General features: G+C 29.6%; 18 protein-coding genes and 1 tRNA gene. 1 reads left to right on the top strand and 18 read right to left on the bottom strand.

The genetic code is table 11. The annotated features are described in order from the left end of the window. Positions 1 to 74: 74 nt before the first annotated feature. The 9 genes from L6653_RS00185 to L6653_RS00145 all read right to left on the bottom strand — a co-directional run bounded on the left by L6653_RS00185 (position 75) and on the right by L6653_RS00145 (position 8,262). Entirely contained in the window at positions 75 to 1,508 is a 1,434-nt protein-coding gene (locus L6653_RS00185; protein ID WP_236784768.1) for a glycoside hydrolase family 32 protein, read from the bottom strand. A gap of 111 nt (positions 1,509 to 1,619) precedes the next feature. Beyond that, positions 1,620 to 2,141 carry a YjbQ family protein gene (locus L6653_RS00180; RefSeq protein ID WP_236784767.1) on the bottom strand — a complete coding sequence of 174 codons (522 nt, stop codon included), beginning with the start codon at positions 2,139 to 2,141 and terminating at the stop codon, positions 1,620 to 1,622. A gap of 3 nt (positions 2,142 to 2,144) precedes the next feature. Continuing rightward, positions 2,145 to 2,834 (bottom strand): triose-phosphate isomerase, encoded by a 690-nt coding sequence (locus tag L6653_RS00175; RefSeq protein ID WP_236784765.1) that lies wholly within the window; start codon positions 2,832 to 2,834, stop codon positions 2,145 to 2,147. Between the two features lie 12 nt (positions 2,835 to 2,846). Further along, entirely contained in the window at positions 2,847 to 3,680 is an 834-nt protein-coding gene (locus L6653_RS00170; protein ID WP_236784763.1) for a class II fructose-bisphosphate aldolase, read from the bottom strand. 1 nt (position 3,681) lies between these two features. After that, a complete protein-coding gene (locus L6653_RS00165) occupies positions 3,682 to 3,966 on the bottom strand; it encodes a PTS sugar transporter subunit IIB (protein ID WP_236784761.1) in 285 nt (94 codons plus the stop codon). Between the two features lie 3 nt (positions 3,967 to 3,969). Next, complete coding sequence (locus L6653_RS00160; RefSeq protein ID WP_236784759.1) at positions 3,970 to 5,307, bottom strand: PTS galactitol transporter subunit IIC; 1,338 nt, start codon at positions 5,305 to 5,307, stop codon at positions 3,970 to 3,972. 12 nt (positions 5,308 to 5,319) lie between these two features. After that, on the bottom strand, positions 5,320 to 5,787 hold the full coding sequence (locus tag L6653_RS00155) for a PTS sugar transporter subunit IIA (RefSeq protein ID WP_236784757.1): 468 nt from the start codon (positions 5,785 to 5,787) through the stop codon (positions 5,320 to 5,322). After that, complete coding sequence (locus L6653_RS00150) at positions 5,738 to 7,723, bottom strand: BglG family transcription antiterminator (protein ID WP_236784755.1); 1,986 nt, start codon at positions 7,721 to 7,723, stop codon at positions 5,738 to 5,740. Before L6653_RS00150 ends, L6653_RS00155 begins: the two co-directional genes overlap by 50 nt. Before the next feature lie 449 nt (positions 7,724 to 8,172). Further along, positions 8,173 to 8,262 (bottom strand) — tRNA-Leu (locus L6653_RS00145). An 87-nt stretch (positions 8,263 to 8,349) separates the two neighbouring features. Here L6653_RS00145 and L6653_RS00140 point away from each other — a divergent pair. Then, positions 8,350 to 9,057 carry a glycerophosphodiester phosphodiesterase family protein gene (locus L6653_RS00140; protein WP_236784753.1) on the top strand — a complete coding sequence of 236 codons (708 nt, stop codon included), beginning with the start codon at positions 8,350 to 8,352 and terminating at the stop codon, positions 9,055 to 9,057. Positions 9,058 to 9,074: 17 nt separating this feature from the next. Here L6653_RS00140 and L6653_RS00135 read toward each other — a convergent pair whose 3' ends face one another. From L6653_RS00135 to L6653_RS00095, 9 genes are all read right to left on the bottom strand, one after another. Next, complete coding sequence (locus tag L6653_RS00135) at positions 9,075 to 13,334, bottom strand: 2-hydroxyacyl-CoA dehydratase (protein WP_236784752.1); 4,260 nt, start codon at positions 13,332 to 13,334, stop codon at positions 9,075 to 9,077. Positions 13,335 to 13,927: 593 nt separating this feature from the next. Next, the gene (locus L6653_RS00130) at positions 13,928 to 14,533 is read right to left on the bottom strand and encodes an isochorismatase family protein (RefSeq protein ID WP_236784751.1); all 606 of its coding nucleotides are present in this window, start codon (positions 14,531 to 14,533) and stop codon (positions 13,928 to 13,930) included. Next, positions 14,518 to 15,441 (bottom strand): tRNA modification radical SAM protein MnmL/YtqA, encoded by a 924-nt coding sequence (mnmL, locus tag L6653_RS00125; RefSeq protein WP_236784750.1) that lies wholly within the window; start codon positions 15,439 to 15,441, stop codon positions 14,518 to 14,520. The genes L6653_RS00130 and mnmL overlap by 16 nt, the downstream gene beginning before the upstream one ends. A gap of 84 nt (positions 15,442 to 15,525) precedes the next feature. Next, positions 15,526 to 15,750, bottom strand: a complete 225-nt coding sequence (gene rpsR / locus L6653_RS00120; protein ID WP_004839214.1) for a 30S ribosomal protein S18 — start codon at positions 15,748 to 15,750, stop codon at positions 15,526 to 15,528. A 16-nt stretch (positions 15,751 to 15,766) separates the two neighbouring features. Next, positions 15,767 to 16,294, bottom strand: a complete 528-nt coding sequence (locus L6653_RS00115; RefSeq protein ID WP_236784749.1) for a single-stranded DNA-binding protein — start codon at positions 16,292 to 16,294, stop codon at positions 15,767 to 15,769. Continuing rightward, positions 16,295 to 16,579 (bottom strand): 30S ribosomal protein S6, encoded by a 285-nt coding sequence (rpsF, locus tag L6653_RS00110; RefSeq protein ID WP_004839216.1) that lies wholly within the window; start codon positions 16,577 to 16,579, stop codon positions 16,295 to 16,297. Positions 16,580 to 16,677: 98 nt separating this feature from the next. Continuing rightward, on the bottom strand, positions 16,678 to 17,610 hold the full coding sequence (locus L6653_RS00105; protein WP_236784748.1) for a P1 family peptidase: 933 nt from the start codon (positions 17,608 to 17,610) through the stop codon (positions 16,678 to 16,680). 299 nt (positions 17,611 to 17,909) lie between these two features. Then, complete coding sequence (locus L6653_RS00100) at positions 17,910 to 18,584, bottom strand: hydrolase (RefSeq protein ID WP_236784747.1); 675 nt, start codon at positions 18,582 to 18,584, stop codon at positions 17,910 to 17,912. A 10-nt stretch (positions 18,585 to 18,594) separates the two neighbouring features. Next, positions 18,595 to 19,647 carry an alpha-amylase family protein gene (locus tag L6653_RS00095; RefSeq protein WP_236784746.1) on the bottom strand — a complete coding sequence of 351 codons (1,053 nt, stop codon included), beginning with the start codon at positions 19,645 to 19,647 and terminating at the stop codon, positions 18,595 to 18,597. Positions 19,648 to 19,731 lie beyond the last annotated feature (84 nt).

The raw sequence follows: 19,731 nt of genomic DNA, 5'->3' as shown, positions 1-19,731 counted from the left end.
TTTTATTTCGTTTAAAAAGAAATTTATTAATTTAGTAGATTTAACTCATTTTCTTAAGAAAATAAAATACACATTTATTTTATATATTCATATCCTCTTAGTGGATAATATTGAATTTTTCCTTTATTTTTTGTAATAAATCTTGGTTTTGAAATTTTTTCGGTATAGGCACGACTTGTCATTACTTCTTCTCCGTCATTAATAAATATTTCGATTGATGAGGTGTCGTTAAATATTCTTATATTTTTAATTTTTTCAATTTCAATATGTCTTTTATCTCTTCCAAAACCACTTTCATTCATTGTTAGAGTCAAAAGATTTTCTTTGTATTCTAAAAATAATTTTTTTCTAATTTCTAATTTAAAATCTTCTTTTTTTTCAAAGTCTACTCTCATTTCATAGATTTCGTCGTTAATTTTTAAATCTTCAAATTCTTTAATTTTACAAGAATATTCATCCATGCGTAGTTTTTTCATTTCTTCGATTGGATTTTGTATAAGTTTATTATTTTTAATTTTTAATTCTTTTGGCATGGATAGGGCGTTGTTCCAACCATAATTTATCGTTGGTTCGTTTGTATATTCTGCATCTGGAATTCCCATCCATGTATATTGAATTCTTCTTCCTTTTTCATCCAAAAAACTTTGGGGAGCATATACATCAAAGCCGTGGTCTAATTCTTTAAATTCACTTAAGGAATATTTTTTTCTTTCGAAATCATAATCTAGGAAAAAATATCCACATTGGTAGACATTTTCGTACTTGTATCCTTCTTTTTCGACTCCTTGAGGGCAAACAACTAGGACTAATTTCCCATCAAGTTCAAAAAGGTCTGGACATTCCCACATATATCCAAATTTTTCTTTTGTTGTGATCATATCAAAAAATTCGAAATTTTCTAAATCTTTGGATTTGTATAAAAGCAAACATCCCACATCATCTTTCATCCTTCCTCCGATTGCCATATAATAATTTCCATCTTTTTTAAATATTTTTGGATCTCTCACATGGCAGGACATAAATTCAGGGTAGTCTTTATTTTTTAAAACAATATTTTTTTTGTCATAATTAAAGCCGTCTGGGCTTGTAACTTTTATTGTATTTTGTTCTCTCCCAACCAAAACTCCATCGTAGCCTTCCATATCTTTGTAGGTCACATTTCCTGTATAAAAGAAATAAATTTTTCCATCTTCTATGAAAGCTGACCCACTATAAACCCCGTCCTTATCTTCTTTTATATCTGGATATAAAAATGGTTCTTCTTCTTTGAAAGTAAGCATATCGGAGCTTGTACAATGGCCCCAAGTTTTTAAACCCCAACCCGGATTAAAGGGTGTGTATTGAAAATAAATATGGTATAGTCCATCTTTTTGACAAAGACCGTTTGGGTCATTTAAAAATCCTGTTGGTGGCATCAAATGAAATTTCAACCTATTTGGATCAGAATTTACTTTTTTTCTAAATTCTTGATTTTCATTTTCTAGATTAATATATGTTTGTCTATTCATAAATTTTATCCTTTTCTATATTTTGAAATTCTCATCAGAGCTTAGACAAGGTCAGTTTAATAATATATTAACTTATATTTTAAATTTATTTATTGTTATTATGACAACTTTTTACTCTCCCATTACAGTAACAGTAAATTTTCTTTTCCTTTGTCTTGTCCTATCAAAATCTACAAAATATACGTAGCCAGTTACTCCAACCGCCAATTTATTATCTCTTACAACAAAGGTTTCGCTTGTTCCTATAATTGAAGATTTAATATGTGCGTCTGCGTTCCATAGTTTTGTTCTATCTCCTCCTGGTAGCCATTTGTCTACATCTGGCCAAGATTCGACTTCTTGATAATGCTTTTCTCCTGGATATCTGTAGATATCTTTGCTGTCGTGATTTGGAACTATTTTTTGAAGACATTCGTCCATATCAAGAAGTAAAAATTCTGTTCCGTTTTCATCTACATCATGGGTAAATTCTTCAAAAAATATTGAACATGTTGTATGACTTGTTGTTACTGTACAAGTTCCTTTTTCTATACCACTTAATTTTATAGCCTCTTTTACATTTTTTGTTATATCTACAAAACTTACTTGTCCTTCTTTACTTTCCACTTGATAATCTTTCATATATACTGTCATAAATCACGCTCTACTTCCCTTATCAACAGCTTCAATCATATCTCTTATCATTTGTTCAGGATCTTTTGCTTTTACAATTCCACTTGTGCATCCTGTTCCATCTGCACCTTGGCTTATTGTATTAAAAACATCTTCTGCTGTGCTTATTCCTGCCGCCTGCATTATAAGAGCATGAGGGTTTATTTCTCTAATGGAATTATTTGTTGATTCTACATAATTCCTATCGCTTGTCTTTCCTGTTCCTATTAATTTTGTTGGCTCACACAAAATAATATCTACATCCAAAGTTGCTATTGCCTTGGCTTCTTCTTTTGAATCTGCACAAACAATTGTAATTATCCCTAATTCTTTAGCTCTTTTTACAGAAGCTGCGATTTGCGCTAAAGTTAGTGGATGTTCGGCGTGGTTTAAAAATGTAGCACCTACTCCAGCTTCTTTTAATGATTCTGGTAAAACTGCTCCCATTCCACGGCCCGGATTTATCCCATCCAAGTGTTGTGCTGTTACAATTATATTTTCTGTTTCCTTTTTCAAACGATATAAATCAGCGTAAGGTCCTGTCACAAAAACATCTATATCAGGATATTTTTTTGCCATTTGGTCAGCAACTTTAGCATATTTTATTAGTTTTTCACCATATAAATATGATTTTGGATTGAACACAAAGAAATGATTTTTTGAATTTATCTTCATTTTTTATTTCTCCTATCTTTCAATTAGTCCAAAAACTTTATAATATTTTATTAATTCTTCTTTTATATTTTCTTTAATCTTTATAATCAAAGATGGATAATCTACTACATCTTCATTTTTTATAGCAGCAAATCCCGCATTAATCATGTCTGTAAATAAATTTATTTTTGTTATTCCACCTTTGACACATTTGCTTAAATTTTCATAACCTGTAGAAGAACCACCGTGCAAAACTAGGGGAGTGTCAACTTTTTCTCTTATTTCATACAATCTCTCAAAATTAATTTTAGGTTCTCCCTTATAAACTCCATGGGCTGTTCCTATAGAAATTGCAAGTGAATCTACATTTGTTTTTTCTACAAATTCTACAGCATCATTGATTTCTGTATAAATCGAATTTACAACTTCATGATTTTCTAGATTTTCATTTGCACCTACAAAGCCTATTTCTGCCTCTACATCAACTCCTCGTTCATGAGCATAATCAACAACTTCCTTTGTTGTTTTTATATTATTTTCAAAACTTTGAGTTGACGCATCAATCATTACAGAATTAAATCCTAAATCAATTGCCTTTTTAATAAAAGATATATCTTGGCCATGATCTAGGTGTAAAACTACTGGTGTAGATGCTTTCTCTTGGATTTTTTTCCCAATCCAAGCTGCATATTCTAGTGATATCCATTTTTCATGAGCTTGGGCAAATGATAAAATCATAGGAACTTTAAATTCTTCACAAACTTCTAAATAAGCTTGGGCAGTTAGTCCATCAATAAAATTTAATGATGGAACTGCATAAGAATTTTTTTGGGCTTTTTTTAAAATTTCTCGAGATGATGCCTTCATTTTATTTTTCCAATTCTTTTTTTAGTTGATCCCACATTTGATCAAGTCCCATATTTGTTAGTAAAGGAAGTCCAAAAATAACCTTGTCCTTAATACTATCTGGAACTGTTGTTGTGGTTATTACTGCATCATAATCATCAATATGATTAACTTCTTCTGCTATTTTTGATTGATAAATTTTCACTTCATCTTCTAGATTATTATCTTTTAACCATTGTTTAACTTTTCCTGTGGCAACTGTAGAAGTTGCTATTCCTGATCCACACATTATTAATAATTTTTTCATTTTTTACTCCTTAATTTCTTTTTTTCCTTTAACTTTGTTTACATAATATAAGCCTGCTAAACTAACAATAAATATTACACTTAGCATTATCCATGGCATGTGTTTTCCTGACATTATAAATAACCATGTTGGCCATAAACCACCTTCTGCCATTGCTGTTATACTTTTGTTTCCACCTAAATCAAATTTTGCTGCTTGTGCTGCCATTGTTACAAGTGGTGATGCCCAAGAAGTTATATATAAAATAGAAGTCATATATATACTTCCTCCTACTACTGTACGTACAATATTTCCATTAAATACTGCAGACATTAAGCATACAACAAATGGTATTGTAGCCAAATCTCCAAAAGGTAATGTAGTATTTCCAGGTAAAATTACAGCCAAAAGAATTGTTATTGGTACTAGTAATAATGAACTTGATAAAACTGCTGGATGACCAACTGATAAAGCAGAATCCATTCCAATATTTACTTCCCTTCCTGGGAATCTTTTTTGTACAAATGTATTTGCTGCTTCAGAAATTGGTGCAAGTCCTTCCATCAAAAGTGAAACCATTCTTGGCATTAATACCATAACTGCAGAAGTTTTTACTCCTAATTGCAAAATTCCACCCAAGTCATATCCTGCCAAAATTCCCATTCCTAAACCGATTATTAATCCTAAAACTGTACTTTCTCCAAAGACACCAAATTTCTTTTGAACTGTTTCTGGATCAGCTTCGATTTTATTAAATCCTGGTATTCTTTCAAAAATCCAATTTAATGGTAGGGCAAATAAAAATCCTGGTGCAGATGTTCCATGTGGGAATGTTATATTTGGAAAACCATAGAATTTTTCAATTCTTGGTGCTATAATATCTGCTAATAAATATATCATTGTCAAATATGCTATTGTTGCATAAATTCCTAGGGCAAAATCTTGAGTTATTGCATATACTAAAGATGCTACGAAAGCTGCATGCCAAAAGTTCCACATATCTACCATCAATGTTTTTGTAAGGCCTAAAAATAATAAAATTATATTAAGACCTATTCCTATAGGAATTGCTAAACTTCCTAAAACTGTTCCGTAAGAAATTGCTGCAGCTGCTGGCCAACCAACATCGATTGTTGTTAAATTTAATCCAAATCTTTCTACCATTTGTTGAGCAGCAGGTCCCAAACTATTTCCAAGTAAATCAATTACCATATTCAAACCAACAAAACCTACACCTACAATTATTCCTGATGTAAAAGATTTTTTGGCTTTTGTTCCAAGTATCATTCCAAATATAAATATTAATATTGGTAGCACAACTATGGCTCCCAAATCAACAAATTTTTGAAAAAGTTCTAACATTTTTCCCTCCCTTTAATTTAATTCATGTTTTTCTAATATTTCTACTAATTTTTCTACATTTTCCTTTGAATCATCAAATGATTCAATCTTGCTCATATCTTCCTTATCTTGTAATAATTCCATTACTTTTTGTAAAATTTTAATGTGTTGGTTGGAATCTTTTAAAGCCAACATAAAAATATTTTTTACATCAATTTCTTTATCAGATGATGCCATCTCAACAAATTTTACTGGTTTTTCTAATGTCATTATTGCAATTTGAGATTTAATTACATGTTCACTATCTGTATGGGGCAATGCGATTGCATAACCGTCAAACTGAAGTCCAGTAGGATAAGAATTCTCACGTTCTAAAACTGCATTTTTATATGACGGTTTTACCATTTTCTCTTCTATAAGACAATCAGCTAGATAACTTAACACATCCTTACTATCTTTTAAATTTTTTACTTTTAATTTTATGATTTTCTTTTCTATCATAATCATCCCTCCAATTTATTAGTGTTGAAACCAATTCATCTTTCGTTTTTGACTTCCATAGCTCATCTATAAAATTTTTATTTTCTATTTTTCTATAAATATTTATCAAAATATCCTTTGTACTATCAATATCTTCATCTGTTATAGCAATTAAAAGTACAATCTTAACTAAATTTTTCCCCCACTTTATTGGCTTATCCAAAGTTATAATTCCAAGTTGAGATCTGTTTACATATTTGGGGTCACAGTGGGGAATTGAAATTCCTGTATAAACACTAGTGCTCCCCATATTCTCTCTTTTTATTATTGAATCTAAAAATAAATTGTTTTTTCTGTTTAATTCATTTGAAATTTTTAAAATTTCTTCGAAAATTTCATCTTTGTTCTTAGCTTTAGATTTCAACAATATATTTTCATCTAACAACTCTCTAATTAAGTTATTGTTAGTTTCACTTTTTTCACTAGATTTTAATAACCTATTCTTATCTAAATTATTATTATAAAATAAACCAATTTCTTTCATTTCTTGTTCAGTTATTACTGGACTAACCTCAAACACTGGTACTTTCATGTTGGGTAATTTTACAGAAGATACAATAAAATCAATATTATTTAAGTCTATTTTATCTAAATCATCAAAATCAACTTTTATTACCTTATCAGTATCTAAAATTATCCTTTTTAATTTACTAACAATAAGTTCAGAAGTAGCAATTCCATGTGGGCATATTACTAAAATATTTAAAGATTTATGAACTTTTTCTACAGCAATTTGAAAATGAATCGCCAAAAAAGCCGCCTCATCAGCTGTCATTTTTATATTAAATTCTTCAGTCAGTTCCCTTACTGAAAGCCAAACAACATTATACAATACGCTATATTGTTTTTTTACTTCCTCAGCTACTGGGTTATTAACTGAAATAGATTTTTGCAATCTAAAAATCATAGGACCAATGTGGCTTATCAACATATCTTTTAAATGTTCATCATGAGTAAGATCAATATCCAAAATGTTTGACACTTTTTTAATAAAATTACTTACACTATTATCCAATCTCAAATTATAACCAGCATTATTGATTTTAAATCCAGAAGCAAGCAAGGTGTAGGATAAGGCCTCAATTTCTTGACTAGGGATTTCTTTTTTCGAACCTAATATTTTACTTAAAATTTCTCTAGCATAAAAATAAGCCTCAAAATGATTAATATCAAATTTTATGCTAGCTTTATAATCATTTAAAATAAAACCTAATTCAATCATGTTTATTTGAACCAGTAAATCTATCAAAAGAGTATTAAAATATCTTTTACTAAGGTCATAATCATATTTTTTGCCCAGTTCCTTTATAATATTTTTACAATTTAATATAGTTTCCTTACAAAAAAATCTAGACAAGGTTTTGATATCTTCGAAATTTGAGTCATCAATTAATGAGGATAAGTATTCTTTAATAACCTTTCTTATCCTTGACTCATCACCACTTACAAAATATCTGCCCTTCTCATTTATTAAAAGTAATTTTTTTGAAGAAATCTCTTTTTCCAATTTTTTAATATCTCTTCTAGCAGATCCCTCACTTATAAATGTATTATCTTCATAAACATCAATATTTAACTTTTTTCTCTTTAGTAAAATTTCTTTAAATAAATAATCCTGTCTATATTCAATTGACTGATTGTCCAAACTTTTTTTACTATCAATATCTGATAAAATCAAATCAATTTTTTTAGATTTAAATTTGTCATCAATCCTAATTCCTTTTCGAGGAAATTTTTCAATTTCAATGCCATACTCCTTGAAGTATTCATTTATTTTGTCAATATCTTTATAAATAGTTTTAGTAGAAACTCCAAACATTTCTGACAAACTCTTAGCAGTAATAAATTCATCATTTAACCTAACAGTTTGTAGAATCATAATTTGCCTACTATTCACAATTTCACCTCACAATCAATGAAAATGTTATCTTCTTTAACATTAGTATATATTAATATATTTTTTTATTAAAATCTATATATGTCTACATTAATGTAGAAGTTATAACTAGGTTTAATATTATAAATTAATTTTTTGATGGAATCAAATAAAATAGAGAAAAATATTTTTTGAAAAAAGATTTTATTTTATAGGAAGATAAATTTTTTTCAATAAAAAATACCCTCTTACTATTTTTATAAGTAGAGAGGGTATTTGTAAATTATCAAAAAATTTTTTTTAAATATTTCATACTTAAATCTTATATTTTTATAAACTAACTATAAAAAACTACAAAGACGTTTTTAAAATCATTTTATATCCTTTTTTGTCCAAGCAATTTAATAAAAATAAAAGGATATTCGCTTATTTTAGCAAATATCCTTTTATATTTTTGTATAATTTTTATATGGTGCAGGATAGAAGACTTGAACTTCCACGTCCTAAAATCGGACACAAGATCCTTAGTCTTGCGCGTCTGCCAATTCCGCCAATCCTGCGAGTACCTTAATATAATACTAAATTATTAAATTTATGTCAAATTTTTCTTTAAAACTTATTATGGGTATAAATAAAAAGGAGGTTTTATGAAAATTATTGCACATAGGGGCTTTTCTTCCCTTTATCCAGAAAATACCATGCTTGCTTTTAAAAAAGCATATGAGATGGGAGTTTATGCAATTGAACTTGATGTTCATTTATCAAAAAAACAAGAATTGATTATAATTCATGACGAAAAAATCGATAGAACCAGTGACGGTCAAGGATTTATAAAAGACCACAGCCTTGAAGAATTACAAAAATATTCTTTTTCTTACAATAAGGATTTTGAAAATATAAAAATTTCTGATATTGACGAATATTTTTCTTATTTTAAGGACAAGGATATTTTGACAAATATAGAAATCAAAACAAATGTAATAGAATATCCAAATATAGAAAAACTTTTGATGGGAAAAATTTATGGATACGGTTTGGTTGATAAGGTATTTATTTCTTCATTTAATTTAAATTCACTGAAAAAAATAAGAGAAATTGATACAAAAATCCCCCTAGCTCTTTTGACTAGCAAAAAGCTTGATAATATAAAAAGTCTTTGCAAGGACTTAAATTTACAATTTTATCACCCAAAAAATACAGCAGTAAGTCCAGAGGAAATAAAAGAATTAAAAAATATGGGAGTTTTGACAAATATTTGGTTTTCAAATAAAAAAGAAGACCATGAAAAATTAGAAATTTTAAATCCTAATGGAATTATCACAAATCATGTCGAAAAATTTGTAAAAAAAATCTAGCAAAATGCTAGATTTTTTTATGCTTTTACATTTTCTTTCAAGTTTTCTCTTGCTTGACTCATCATGAGTTTTACCCTATTGATTTGGTTTACCTCGCTTGCACCTGGGTCGTAGTCGATTGCTACTATATTTGCTTGTGGATAAATTTCTCTGATTTTTTTCATTACTCCCTTGCCGGTTATGTGATTTGGAAGGCAGCCAAATGGTTGGATGCAAACTATATTTGGTGCATCTTGGTGGATTAATTCTACCATTTCTCCTGCAAGAAGCCATCCTTCTCCAGCTTGATTTCCAAGACTTGTAACTTCTCTTGCAAAAGTCTTTACATCATTTATATAAATCGGCTCAGAAAATCTTTTTGAATTTTTTAGGGCCTTTCTAATTGGTTTTCTGTAAACTTCTATTGTGTTTATTGCAGCTTTTCCAAAAAATGCCTTGATTGGACTTTTGCCATAAAGTTCTTTTTTAAGCTCCGTATTTGCCAAACAATACATGAGAAAATCTGTCAAATCTGGAACTATTACTTCAGCTCCTTCAGCTTCTAGTGTATCTTGGAGGTGGTTGTTTGCTTCTTGTAAATATTTTACAAGAATTTCTCCAACAATTCCCGCTTTTGGTTTTTTGATATCTAAAACTTCAACCTTATCAAATTCTTCTACAATTTGTCTGATTATATTTTTGTAGGTTTTTGAGCTCATATCATAAATATTTTCACAACAAATTCCTATCCATTTTTCTTTTAATTTATTAACTTCGCCCTCATTTTTTTCGTAAGGTCTTGTTGCATTTGCCACCCTATTTATTAAATCTCCCAACAAAATTGACCTTAATAAATTTATTACCATTGGAATTGTGGAAATTTTTCTAAGGTCAAAACCTGAGTGGGATTCTATTCCTTGGGCTGAAAGTGCTATTACTGGAATTTGTGGATATCCTGCATCTTTCAAGGCTTTTCTAATATATCCTACATAATTTGAAGCTCGACATGCTCCTCCTGTTTGGGTCATGAGAAGGGCTAATTTATTTGGATCATATCTTCCAGAATTTACCGCCTCCATAAGTTGACCAACTACTGTAATTGATGGATAACATGAATCATTATTTACATATTTTAGACCATTATCTATTACTTTTTCATCAACCTTATCCAAAAATTCTATATTATAGCCAGATCCTTTTAATAAACTTTCCATAATTTGAAAATGCTCTCTTGCCATTTGAGGAGCAAGGATTGTATATCCATCATCTTTCATTTCTTTTGTAAATTCGTGGTTTTCGTAGGAAAGTTTATCTTTTCTTTTTTTCAAATGAATATTTTCGTTTTCTTGTTGGTCAAGGGCTTGAACTAAAGATCTAATCCTAATTTTTACTGCTCCAAGATTTGACACTTCATCAATTTTTAATAGGGTATAAATTTTCCCATTTGCTTCTAATATATCTTGAACTTGATCGGTTGTAACAGCATCAAGACCACAACCAAATGAATTTAATTGAACTAATTGAAGACAAGGATCTTTTCCTACAAATTCCGCCGCCCTATATAATCTTGCATGATATGACCATTGGTCCAAAACTCTTGTCTTATTTTCCAAATCTTCAGTTGAATAAGCTATAGAATCTTCTGATAAAACTGGAATTCTCATTGACTCAATTAATTCTGGAATCCCATGATTTATTTCTGGATCGATATGGTAAGGACGACCTGCAAGAACTATGGCCTTTTCCTTGTTCACATGAACATATTCTAAAATTTCCCTACCTTTTTTTCTTATATCTTCATGGTAGTCGGCTTGTTTTTGCCAAGCATTTTTTACTGCATTTATTATTTGATTTTTCTTTAAAACAAATCCATCATGTTCATATCCTTCAAATATTTCAACCAGCCTATCTGCAATTATTTTTTCAGATTCAAATGAAAGATATGGGGCCATATATTTTATATTTTTTAATCCATCAACATTATTTTCTATTACATCAGGATAACCTGAAACTACTGGGCAATTCATGTGGTTTTGTGCCCTATCAAATTGCTTGTACTCATAAAAAATTGCTGGATAAAATAAAATATCTATGTCTTTTTCTAGCAAATTTTCTATATGTCCATGGGCAATTTTTGCAGGATAGCAAGCAGTTTCTGATGAGATTGTTGCAATCCCTTTTTCATAAATTTTTCTGTTTGATTCATCCGATAAAATAACATCAAAACCTAAGGATGTGAAAAATTCATGCCAGAAAGGATAATCTTCGTACATATTTAAAACTCTTGGTAGTCCAACTTTTCCGAAAATATTTTTTTCTCCCAAAGTCTTCCTATCAAACAAAAGTTTATTTTTAAATTTGTACATATTAAGGTCTGCCAAAGTTTCTTCTTGTTTTACTCCAGCTCCTCTTTCACACCTATTTCCTGTTATAAATCTTGATCCGTCTGGGAAAATATTTATTTGTAGGGAACAATTATTTGTACATCTTCCACACCTTGCAGATTTTTGGGTGTAGGTAAAATTATCTATTTCACTTTCTGATAAAATTCTGGAGTGGCCTGTTGATTTTTCTTTGGAAATCAAAGCCATACCCATAGCTCCCATAAGGCCTGAAATTTCAGGTCTTGTTACATCCCTTGATGATAATTTTTCAAAAGCTCTTAAAATTGCATCTCCATAAAAAGTTCCACCTTGGACAACTATATTTTTTCCAAGAGATTTTGGATCACGGACTTTTATAACTTTTTGGATGGCATTTTTTATTACAGAATAACAAAGTCCTGCCGCTATATCAGAAACATCTGACCCTTCTTTTTGGGCTTGCTTTACCTTTGAATTCATAAAAACTGTGCATCTTGAACCCAAATCTGCAGGTTCTTTTGCAAAAAGGGCTTTTTGTTGAAATTCTTCTACAGAAAGACCAACGCTTGCTGCAAAAGTTGATAAAAATGATCCACAACCTGATGAACAAGATTCGTTTAATTGGATTGAATCTATAATTCCATCGCGAATATGCATAGCTTTCATATCTTGACCACCAATATCCAAGATAAAATCTACATCTGGATCAAAAAATTTGGCTGCAGAATAATGAGCTATGGTTTCAACTTCGCCGTTGTCGATATGAAGGGCATTTCTAATAAATTCTTCCCCGTATCCACAAATTCCTGATGAAACTATTTGGGCATTTTCTGGAATTTTTTTGTAAGCATTTTTTAGCATAGAAATTACAACCTCAAGAGGTCTTCCCAAATTCATCCTATAATCTTGGTGTAAAATTTCATTTTCTTTGCTGATTAAGACAATTTTTGAGGTGGTTGATCCTGCATCAATTCCTAGAAAAATTTCTCCCTCATAATCTTCAATATTTTTATATTTTACAAGATTAGTCTTGTGTCTTTGTTTAAATTCTTGGTAGTCTTTTTCATCTTCAAAAAGTCTTTCCATTTTTTTGGTCATTTCAATATCAACTTTTTTATCTTCTTTCAAAGATTTTATAAGTGATTTATAGGAAATTTTTTCTTCATTTTGAGATAAAATTGCAGCACCCTTTGCCACATAAAGCTCTGCGTCTTCTGGAATATAAAAATTATTTTCTTCCTCACCCAAAGTTTCAATAAACCTATCTCTCAAAGCTTTTAAAAAATGAAGAGGACCTCCCAAGAAGGTTACATTTCCCTTTATTGGTCTTCCACAAGCAAGGTTTGAAATTGTTTGATTTACAACTGATTGAAAAACAGAAATTGCTATATCTTCTCTGCTTGCTCCTTGGTTCATAAGAGCTTGGATATCAGTTTTTGCAAAAACCCCACAACGACTTGCAATCGGATAAATTTTTTTATAATTTTTACTTAATTCATTTAAACCTTGCGCATCAGTATCAAGAAGAGCTGCCATTTGATCAATAAAAGCACCAGTTCCACCAGCACAAATTGAATTCATTCTTTGCTCAACAGAACCCTTGAGATAGGTGATTTTTGAATCCTCACCACCAAGTTCAATTACCACGTCAGTTTGAGGAATAAATTTTTTTATAGCTTTTGTTTCAGCAATAACTTCTTGAACAAAATTAATTCCCAAATATTTTTCAACAAACATTCCACCAGAACCTGTAACATTTACTGTAAGATAATCATCTTTAAACCTGTCATAGGCTTCCATCAAAACATTTGTAACTGTTTGTTTTACATCTGATTTATGTCGTCTGTAAACTGAATAAAGAGTATTAAAATTATCATCAGTAATAACAATCTTAACAGTCGTTGATCCGACATCAAGTCCCATATGTAAATTCATACATTTTCCTTTCCTATATATAAAAAATTATTTTCATTTAAAATTAAAAGGATTTTTAATCCTACACTATTTATTTTATTATAATTACAAGCAAATACAAGCAAATTACTTGGTTTTATTAATTAAATTATATAAAATATTTTTTGTAAACTTATTGGAAATTTATATAATTTTTTCGACAATATTTATACAAAATATTCCATGCTTGTATCAGTATATAATAGGACAAAAAATAAAATTTATCAAGGATTATTTAGAAATTATTTATTATAAAAAAATATAAAAATAATCACAAAAATAGCCTTCATAAAAAAGGTTCAGACTGTTGACAAAGTATGAATGTAGATAATATTTTATTTTAAAATAAAAATTACGCTACGTACCATCTCGACTAGATGATTGTGCCCTGATTTGGCACAATCATCCCTAAAACTAAGTGCGAAAGCACGAAGAAGTTTGCTAAGCAAACGTGTTTTAGTGTGAGTGAAACGAACGCATGGAGAGATCTCATGAGATTTCTCCGCTCGTTGCACTCGGTCGAAATGGAAAAATTTTAGTTCGTCAACAGTCTGACCCTTCATAAGAAGGCTAAATTATTTTCTTAAATTTTTTACCATTTTAGAAATTTCTTTAAAATTTTCATCCTTTGCATCACTTGCCAAATCAAACATTAACATTTCTGTATTAACAAGGCTTGCTCCCATATCTGATATGGCTTTTAGGCCCAAGAGTTTTTGCTTTTCATTAAAACTTGAAACTGCATCTTCAACCACAAAAACTTTGTAGCCTTCAAATAATAGTCTTCTTACTGTTTGATAAACACAGATATGAGTTTCTGCTCCTGTTATTATTACATTTGTAATTTTATTTTCTTTTAAATATGAAGAAACTTCATCTGTTATTGCATCAAAGCTAGTTTTTGAAAAAATATATTCATCATCAAGATTTTCTTTTATTTCACTTACACTTTGACCAAGTCCTTTTGGATATTGTTCTGTTGCAATTTTTTTAATTCCGTACATTTCAAAAACTTTTAAAAGTGTTTTGGAATTTTTAATTATTTTTTCAGATTCATAAATTGCTGGCATCAATTTTTCTTGCAAATCAATTACCAACAAAAGTGTGTTTTCCTTATTATCATAAGTTTTTGTATCAAAATTATAACCTTCTATAAAAAAGCTTCCTATTTCTCTTTCCATAAATCCCCCTGATTTTTATTTAAATCTTTTAATTTTTTGTCAATTGTAGATAAAACTTTCGCCTTATTTTTTGACCAAATCGGCCAAACAATTTTATCACGACGTCCATCACCGGTTAGCCTTTGGACAATTATATTTGGATTTAAATTCTCCAAAATAAGTATAACATAATCGACAAACTGATCCAAAGTCATAGTAAATTCATTTTGTTTTTTCAAATAATAATCATAAATTCTAGAGCCTTTTTCTATATAAAGATTGTGAATTTTAATTCCCCAAAATTCTCTTACATTTATATAAGAAATAGCTCTAAGATAATCATCAATCCCCTCTTTTGGAAGACCAATTATAAGATGGGCCAAAGTTTTTATATTTTTTTCTTTTAATTTTAAAAGTCCTTGGTCAAATTCCTTGTGAGAATAGCCTCTATTTATAAATTCTATAGATTTATCATTTACAGATTGAAGTCCAAGCTCCACAATTAGAAAAGTTTTTTTATTCAAATCATAAAGTAAATCAATTACTTCATCAGAAAGACAATCGGCTCGAGTTGCAATTGTAAGGCCCATAATGTTTGGATTTTCTATGGCTTTATAAAATAATTTTTTCATTTTATCTATATCACCATAGGTAGATGTAAAATTTTGAAAATATGCCATGTAGCCTTCTTTTCTATTTTCTTTTTTTAATCTATTTATTTGAAAATCTATTTGCTTATCTAAATCATCGTATTTTGTAAAATCTCCTGCCCCATTTTCTGAGCAATAAATACAGCCTAATTTTGAAATTTTTCCGTCCCTATTTGGGCAAGTAAATCCACCATCAAGGGGAATTTTTATTATTTTTTTATTAAATTTTCTTTTAAAATAGGAATCCACATCCCTATATCTTTTTTTATTTATTTCCATAATTTTATTTTACTTTTATATAAAAAAAAGACACCTTTTGGTGCCTTTGCTTGCTTATTGAAAGTTTATATATTCTATTTATCTTTAATTATCTTCGTATGGCAATAAAGCTACTTGTCTAGCTCTTTTGATTGCTCTTGTAATTTCTCTTTGATGTTTCGCATTTAGTCCTGTAACTCTTCTTGGAAGGATCTTTCCTCTATCAGAAACAAATCTTTTTAGAGTATCAATATCCTTGTAATCTATTACTTTTGAAGGGTCTTTGACAAATGGATCGACTTTTTTTCTTGGTCTGAAATTTCTACGCATTTTATCCTCCTAAAATCTAGAAAGGAATTCTTCCGTCGTCTTCAATTTCTGTAAAGTCATCGTCAAAAAAGTCATCATTATTATTCATGTTTTGATTGTTATTTTGTTGGAAATTATTTGAATTATTGTAAGATCTGTCTTGGTTCATATTTCCAAAACCATTATCTTGGTTCATTGGATTGTTATAATTTTGATATTGACCATCTGATCTTGATTCCAAAAATTCAACTCTGTCTGCTACAACATCAGTTGTGTAGACTGTTTTTCCATCTTTATCTTGGTAAGAACCTGTTTGGATTCTACCATCTATCGCACATTGATTTCCTTTTTTTAGATATCTTGATACATTTTCAGCTTGGACTCCCCATACTGTTATACGTGGAAAATCAGCTGTTGGACGATTCATTGATTCCATTTCTTGTCTTTTTTGTTTACTTAAACCTCTATCAACTGCTAAAGAAAAACTAACAACTGCTTGTCCAGATTGGGTATATCTTAAATCTGGATCTTTTGTGAGTCTTCCTATAAGAAAAACTTTATTCATTTAGTCCTCTTTTCTGATTACCATGTATCTAAGAATTAAATCAGATATTCTAAGTCTTCTTTCAAATTCTTTGATGTGGTCACCACTAGCTTTAAAATCAACGATATAGTAATATCCTTCTTTGATATAGTTGATTTCGTATGCAAGTTTTCTTTTTCCCCAGTCATCTACAGATTCTACTTCTCCACTTTCAGCTATAATGCCTTTGAAGATTTCTAAAGATTTATTTCTTTCTTCATCTGAAACTTCTGGTTTGTAAATCAATACTGCTTCGTAGTTATTCATCTATTTCACCTCCCTTTGGTCTTTGACCCCGATCTGTTGTCGGAGTAGAGAATTCTTATCTATGTTACTATAAACAGTTTTAAAAGTCAATTATTTTCTCAAATAAATTCACAAGAATTTTCTATATTAGAAAAATAAATTGCATTTGCAATCGCACGTGCCATAACTTTTGCCCCAATGCTTCCCACAAGATTTATATCAGCATCAACCTTATTAGTTGCAAGGGAGAAAATTGTATCTCCATCCATCATTGTATGAACTGGTCTAATCGCTCTGGCATAGCCGTTGTGAGTCATTGAGGCGATTTTTCTAAGTTCAGTTTTATTAAATTTCCCGTTTGTTGCAACAATTCCAATTGTTGTGTTCAAAGAATTTTTTTCAGAAATTTTTTCTAAAACATCAAGAGTCGGAATAAATTTATTATTTTTTAAAATTCCTGCAATTTGTTTATTTTCTTCATCATCAAAAATATCCCCCATAGCATTTACTGCAACTATAGCTGAAACTTTTAAATCTCCAAGACAAATAGTGGCAGATCCAAGTCCTGATTTCATAGAAAATTCTTTGCCCAAGGCCTTTCCAACTGTAGCTCCACATCCTGCCCCAATTATTCCTTGGCGATTTTCATCAAAACTTGCATTTTTATAAGCATCCCTTCCCATTTTTTTGTCTGGTCTAATTTTATAAGATTTATAATCCAAATCGTATAAAATTGCTTGGGGAACTATGGGAACAATTCCGCTTGGAACCTTAAATCCAATCCCGTCTTTTTCTAATTCTTCAACAACTCCAATTGATCCTGCAAGTCCATAAGATGAACCACCAGATAAAACAAGAGCTGAAACTTCGCTTACAGTATTTACAGGATTTAAAAGATCCGTTTCACGAGTTCCAGGTCCTCCCCCTCTTACATCAACACTTGCAGTATTTCCTCTTGGAGGAATTAAAACCGTAAGCCCAGTTCCTCCATCAAAATTTTGAGCATGGCCAACTTTTATTCCATCAATGTCGGTAATATAACCCTTATACATTTTTTCTCCTTATTAAAATTTTAATATTATATTCAATAAATTAAGCTTTATTTTTCTTATACAGCTAATAGCCATCAAGAGATCTCTCCACAAGGTCGAGATGGGTTTGTGTCTTAGTCAATTTTTAAAAGCCTTACAAATTTAATTAATCAAATTAATATTATTCCACTTAAACTTTAGCCTAAAAATAAATACAATAATAACCCATCTCGAGCGCAGTCGAGAGATCTCTTTTATTAACTTAGGACTTTTATTCTAAATATTTCTTAAATCTCTAAGCTTATCAAAAAACACAAATCCTACTTCCTATACCTATCCATCATTTCTTCAAAAACTTCTGCAGATGATGGGGCAGTGTATGATATTGCGTTTGCTCCGGCTTTTATTGTTTTTAAAATTGATTCTGGTGTTTTGCCGCCTGTTGCAATTATTGGAAATTCATCTCCAATTAATTTTCTAATTTCACTTACAAGCTCTGGAGTTTTTGGTCCTCCTGATACATTTAAAATTTCTGCCCCTGATTCGATTTTTCCAACTACATCATCTTTAAATCCTGTCACAGTTGCAATTACTGGGATATCTACAAAATCTGAAATTGCTTTAATATCCTTATTTGGAATTGGAGAATTTACAACAACTCCATAGGCTCCCTCAAGCTCTGCATCAAAAGCTATGTATTTTGATCTTGCTCCTTGGGTTGTTCCTCCACCAACTCCAATAAAACATGGGACTGATGCGGTTGAAATTATTGATTGGGCAATTGTATTTTGTGGAGTGTAAGGATAAACTGCCATGATAGAATCTGCATTTGTATTTCTAATTATGGCAAGGTCGGTTGTAAATAAGAGGGATTTTATTCTTTTTTCATAAATTTTTATCCCACTTGCCCTGTATATTTCTTCTGGTACTGTGATAAAAGATTTTCTTAATTTTGAATGTACTTGAGGCACAAATTTTTTCATTTTTTCTTCCATGTTTTCTCCTTTATAGCTTATATTTTTTTATTGAACTTGTAAAAACAATAGACTCATAGGCTCTCAAATTTATATTTTTAAAAATTTCCCTTTGAGAAATATTTCCAACTAGAAATTTCGATTTTTTTGTATCAAAAAATTCTGGTAAATCTAATAACACATCTTTTTGTGATAAATTATTTAAAATTACCAAAGCCTTGTTCTCCTTAAAATAAAAATAAGCAAGTATGTCCTTGTTTTTATAATTTAATGGATAATATCCTTCTTTTATTATATCAAGATAATCATATCTTATTAAGATAATTTTTCTATAAAAATCAAAAATTTCTTTTCTAATATCTGGGTCTATTTCTTTTTTATAATATAGGGTCTCCTCACCTTCTTTTATAAAAATGTCTTTACTTCTCATTATAGATATAATAGCCATAAGTTTTGAACAATTTGTGTAAAAATGTTTAAAATCCAAAAATTTCTGGCAATAAAATCCATAATCTCCATTAAGGGCAAAGGCAAAATCATTTTTATTTTCCTTTAGTATGGATTTTCTAAAATATAAATTTTTATCCTTAGAAAAATTTACATATCCATCAAATTTCTCTTGTATTTTTGTATCATTTGTATTTAAAATAAATTTTATATCCTTGTAAGAATTTTTTAAAGCCTCGATATTTTCTCCAAAAAATTTATAGGAATTTGAAAAATCATCAAGAATAAACCCATCTATCCCCTTATTAATCCAAAAGTTTAATATAGAATTAATATTTTTCTTATTAATTTTTCTAATTTTGCTTAAATCAATCCTTAGAAAAATCCCAAGACTTAGGTCATGGGCCTTTGAAATTTGACTTGTAAAATCTCGGCTTTGTCCCAAACTTTTATTTATTTGGGAAAAGTCTAAAAAATTTTCGTCACTTTTAAAAATATCTTCGATTACAATATAATCAATTCCAAGAATTTTCCCTAAGATAAATCTTTGGTCTAGATCATAAATATCAAAAAATCCCAAATTTGATTTATCTTTATTAAATTTTTTTGGATAAGTCCTATAAAAAATATTTCCCATAATTTTTTCCTTTAATTCCATTATATTTTTTATGGTGAAATATTCAAAACAATTGATTAAAGAGTATAATCATCGAGTAAGAAA

The sequence above is a fragment of the Anaerococcus ihuae genome (assembly GCF_928368155.1).
Classification (GTDB): Bacteria; Bacillota; Clostridia; order Tissierellales; family Peptoniphilaceae; genus Anaerococcus; species Anaerococcus ihuae.
This window is presented reverse-complemented; position numbering and strand designations above follow the sequence as displayed.

Coding starts and splice junctions, on each gene's coding strand:
- L6653_RS00185 (WP_236784768.1), bottom strand. CDS start 1,508: ATGAATAGACAAACATATATTAATCTAGAAAATGAAAATCAAGAATTT.
- L6653_RS00180 (WP_236784767.1), bottom strand. CDS start 2,141: ATGACAGTATATATGAAAGATTATCAAGTGGAAAGTAAAGAAGGACAA.
- L6653_RS00175 (WP_236784765.1), bottom strand. CDS start 2,834: ATGAAGATAAATTCAAAAAATCATTTCTTTGTGTTCAATCCAAAATCA.
- L6653_RS00170 (WP_236784763.1), bottom strand. CDS start 3,680: ATGAAGGCATCATCTCGAGAAATTTTAAAAAAAGCCCAAAAAAATTCT.
- L6653_RS00165 (WP_236784761.1), bottom strand. CDS start 3,966: ATGAAAAAATTATTAATAATGTGTGGATCAGGAATAGCAACTTCTACA.
- L6653_RS00160 (WP_236784759.1), bottom strand. CDS start 5,307: ATGTTAGAACTTTTTCAAAAATTTGTTGATTTGGGAGCCATAGTTGTG.
- L6653_RS00155 (WP_236784757.1), bottom strand. CDS start 5,787: ATGATAGAAAAGAAAATCATAAAATTAAAAGTAAAAAATTTAAAAGAT.
- L6653_RS00140 (WP_236784753.1), top strand. CDS start 8,350: ATGAAAATTATTGCACATAGGGGCTTTTCTTCCCTTTATCCAGAAAAT.
- L6653_RS00135 (WP_236784752.1), bottom strand. CDS start 13,334: ATGAATTTACATATGGGACTTGATGTCGGATCAACGACTGTTAAGATT.
- L6653_RS00130 (WP_236784751.1), bottom strand. CDS start 14,533: ATGGAAAGAGAAATAGGAAGCTTTTTTATAGAAGGTTATAATTTTGAT.
- mnmL (WP_236784750.1), bottom strand. CDS start 15,441: ATGGAAATAAATAAAAAAAGATATAGGGATGTGGATTCCTATTTTAAA.
- rpsR (WP_004839214.1), bottom strand. CDS start 15,750: ATGCGTAGAAATTTCAGACCAAGAAAAAAAGTCGATCCATTTGTCAAA.
- L6653_RS00115 (WP_236784749.1), bottom strand. CDS start 16,294: ATGAATAAAGTTTTTCTTATAGGAAGACTCACAAAAGATCCAGATTTA.
- rpsF (WP_004839216.1), bottom strand. CDS start 16,579: ATGAATAACTACGAAGCAGTATTGATTTACAAACCAGAAGTTTCAGAT.
- L6653_RS00105 (WP_236784748.1), bottom strand. CDS start 17,610: ATGTATAAGGGTTATATTACCGACATTGATGGAATAAAAGTTGGCCAT.
- L6653_RS00100 (WP_236784747.1), bottom strand. CDS start 18,584: ATGGAAGAAAAAATGAAAAAATTTGTGCCTCAAGTACATTCAAAATTA.
- L6653_RS00095 (WP_236784746.1), bottom strand. CDS start 19,647: ATGGGAAATATTTTTTATAGGACTTATCCAAAAAAATTTAATAAAGAT.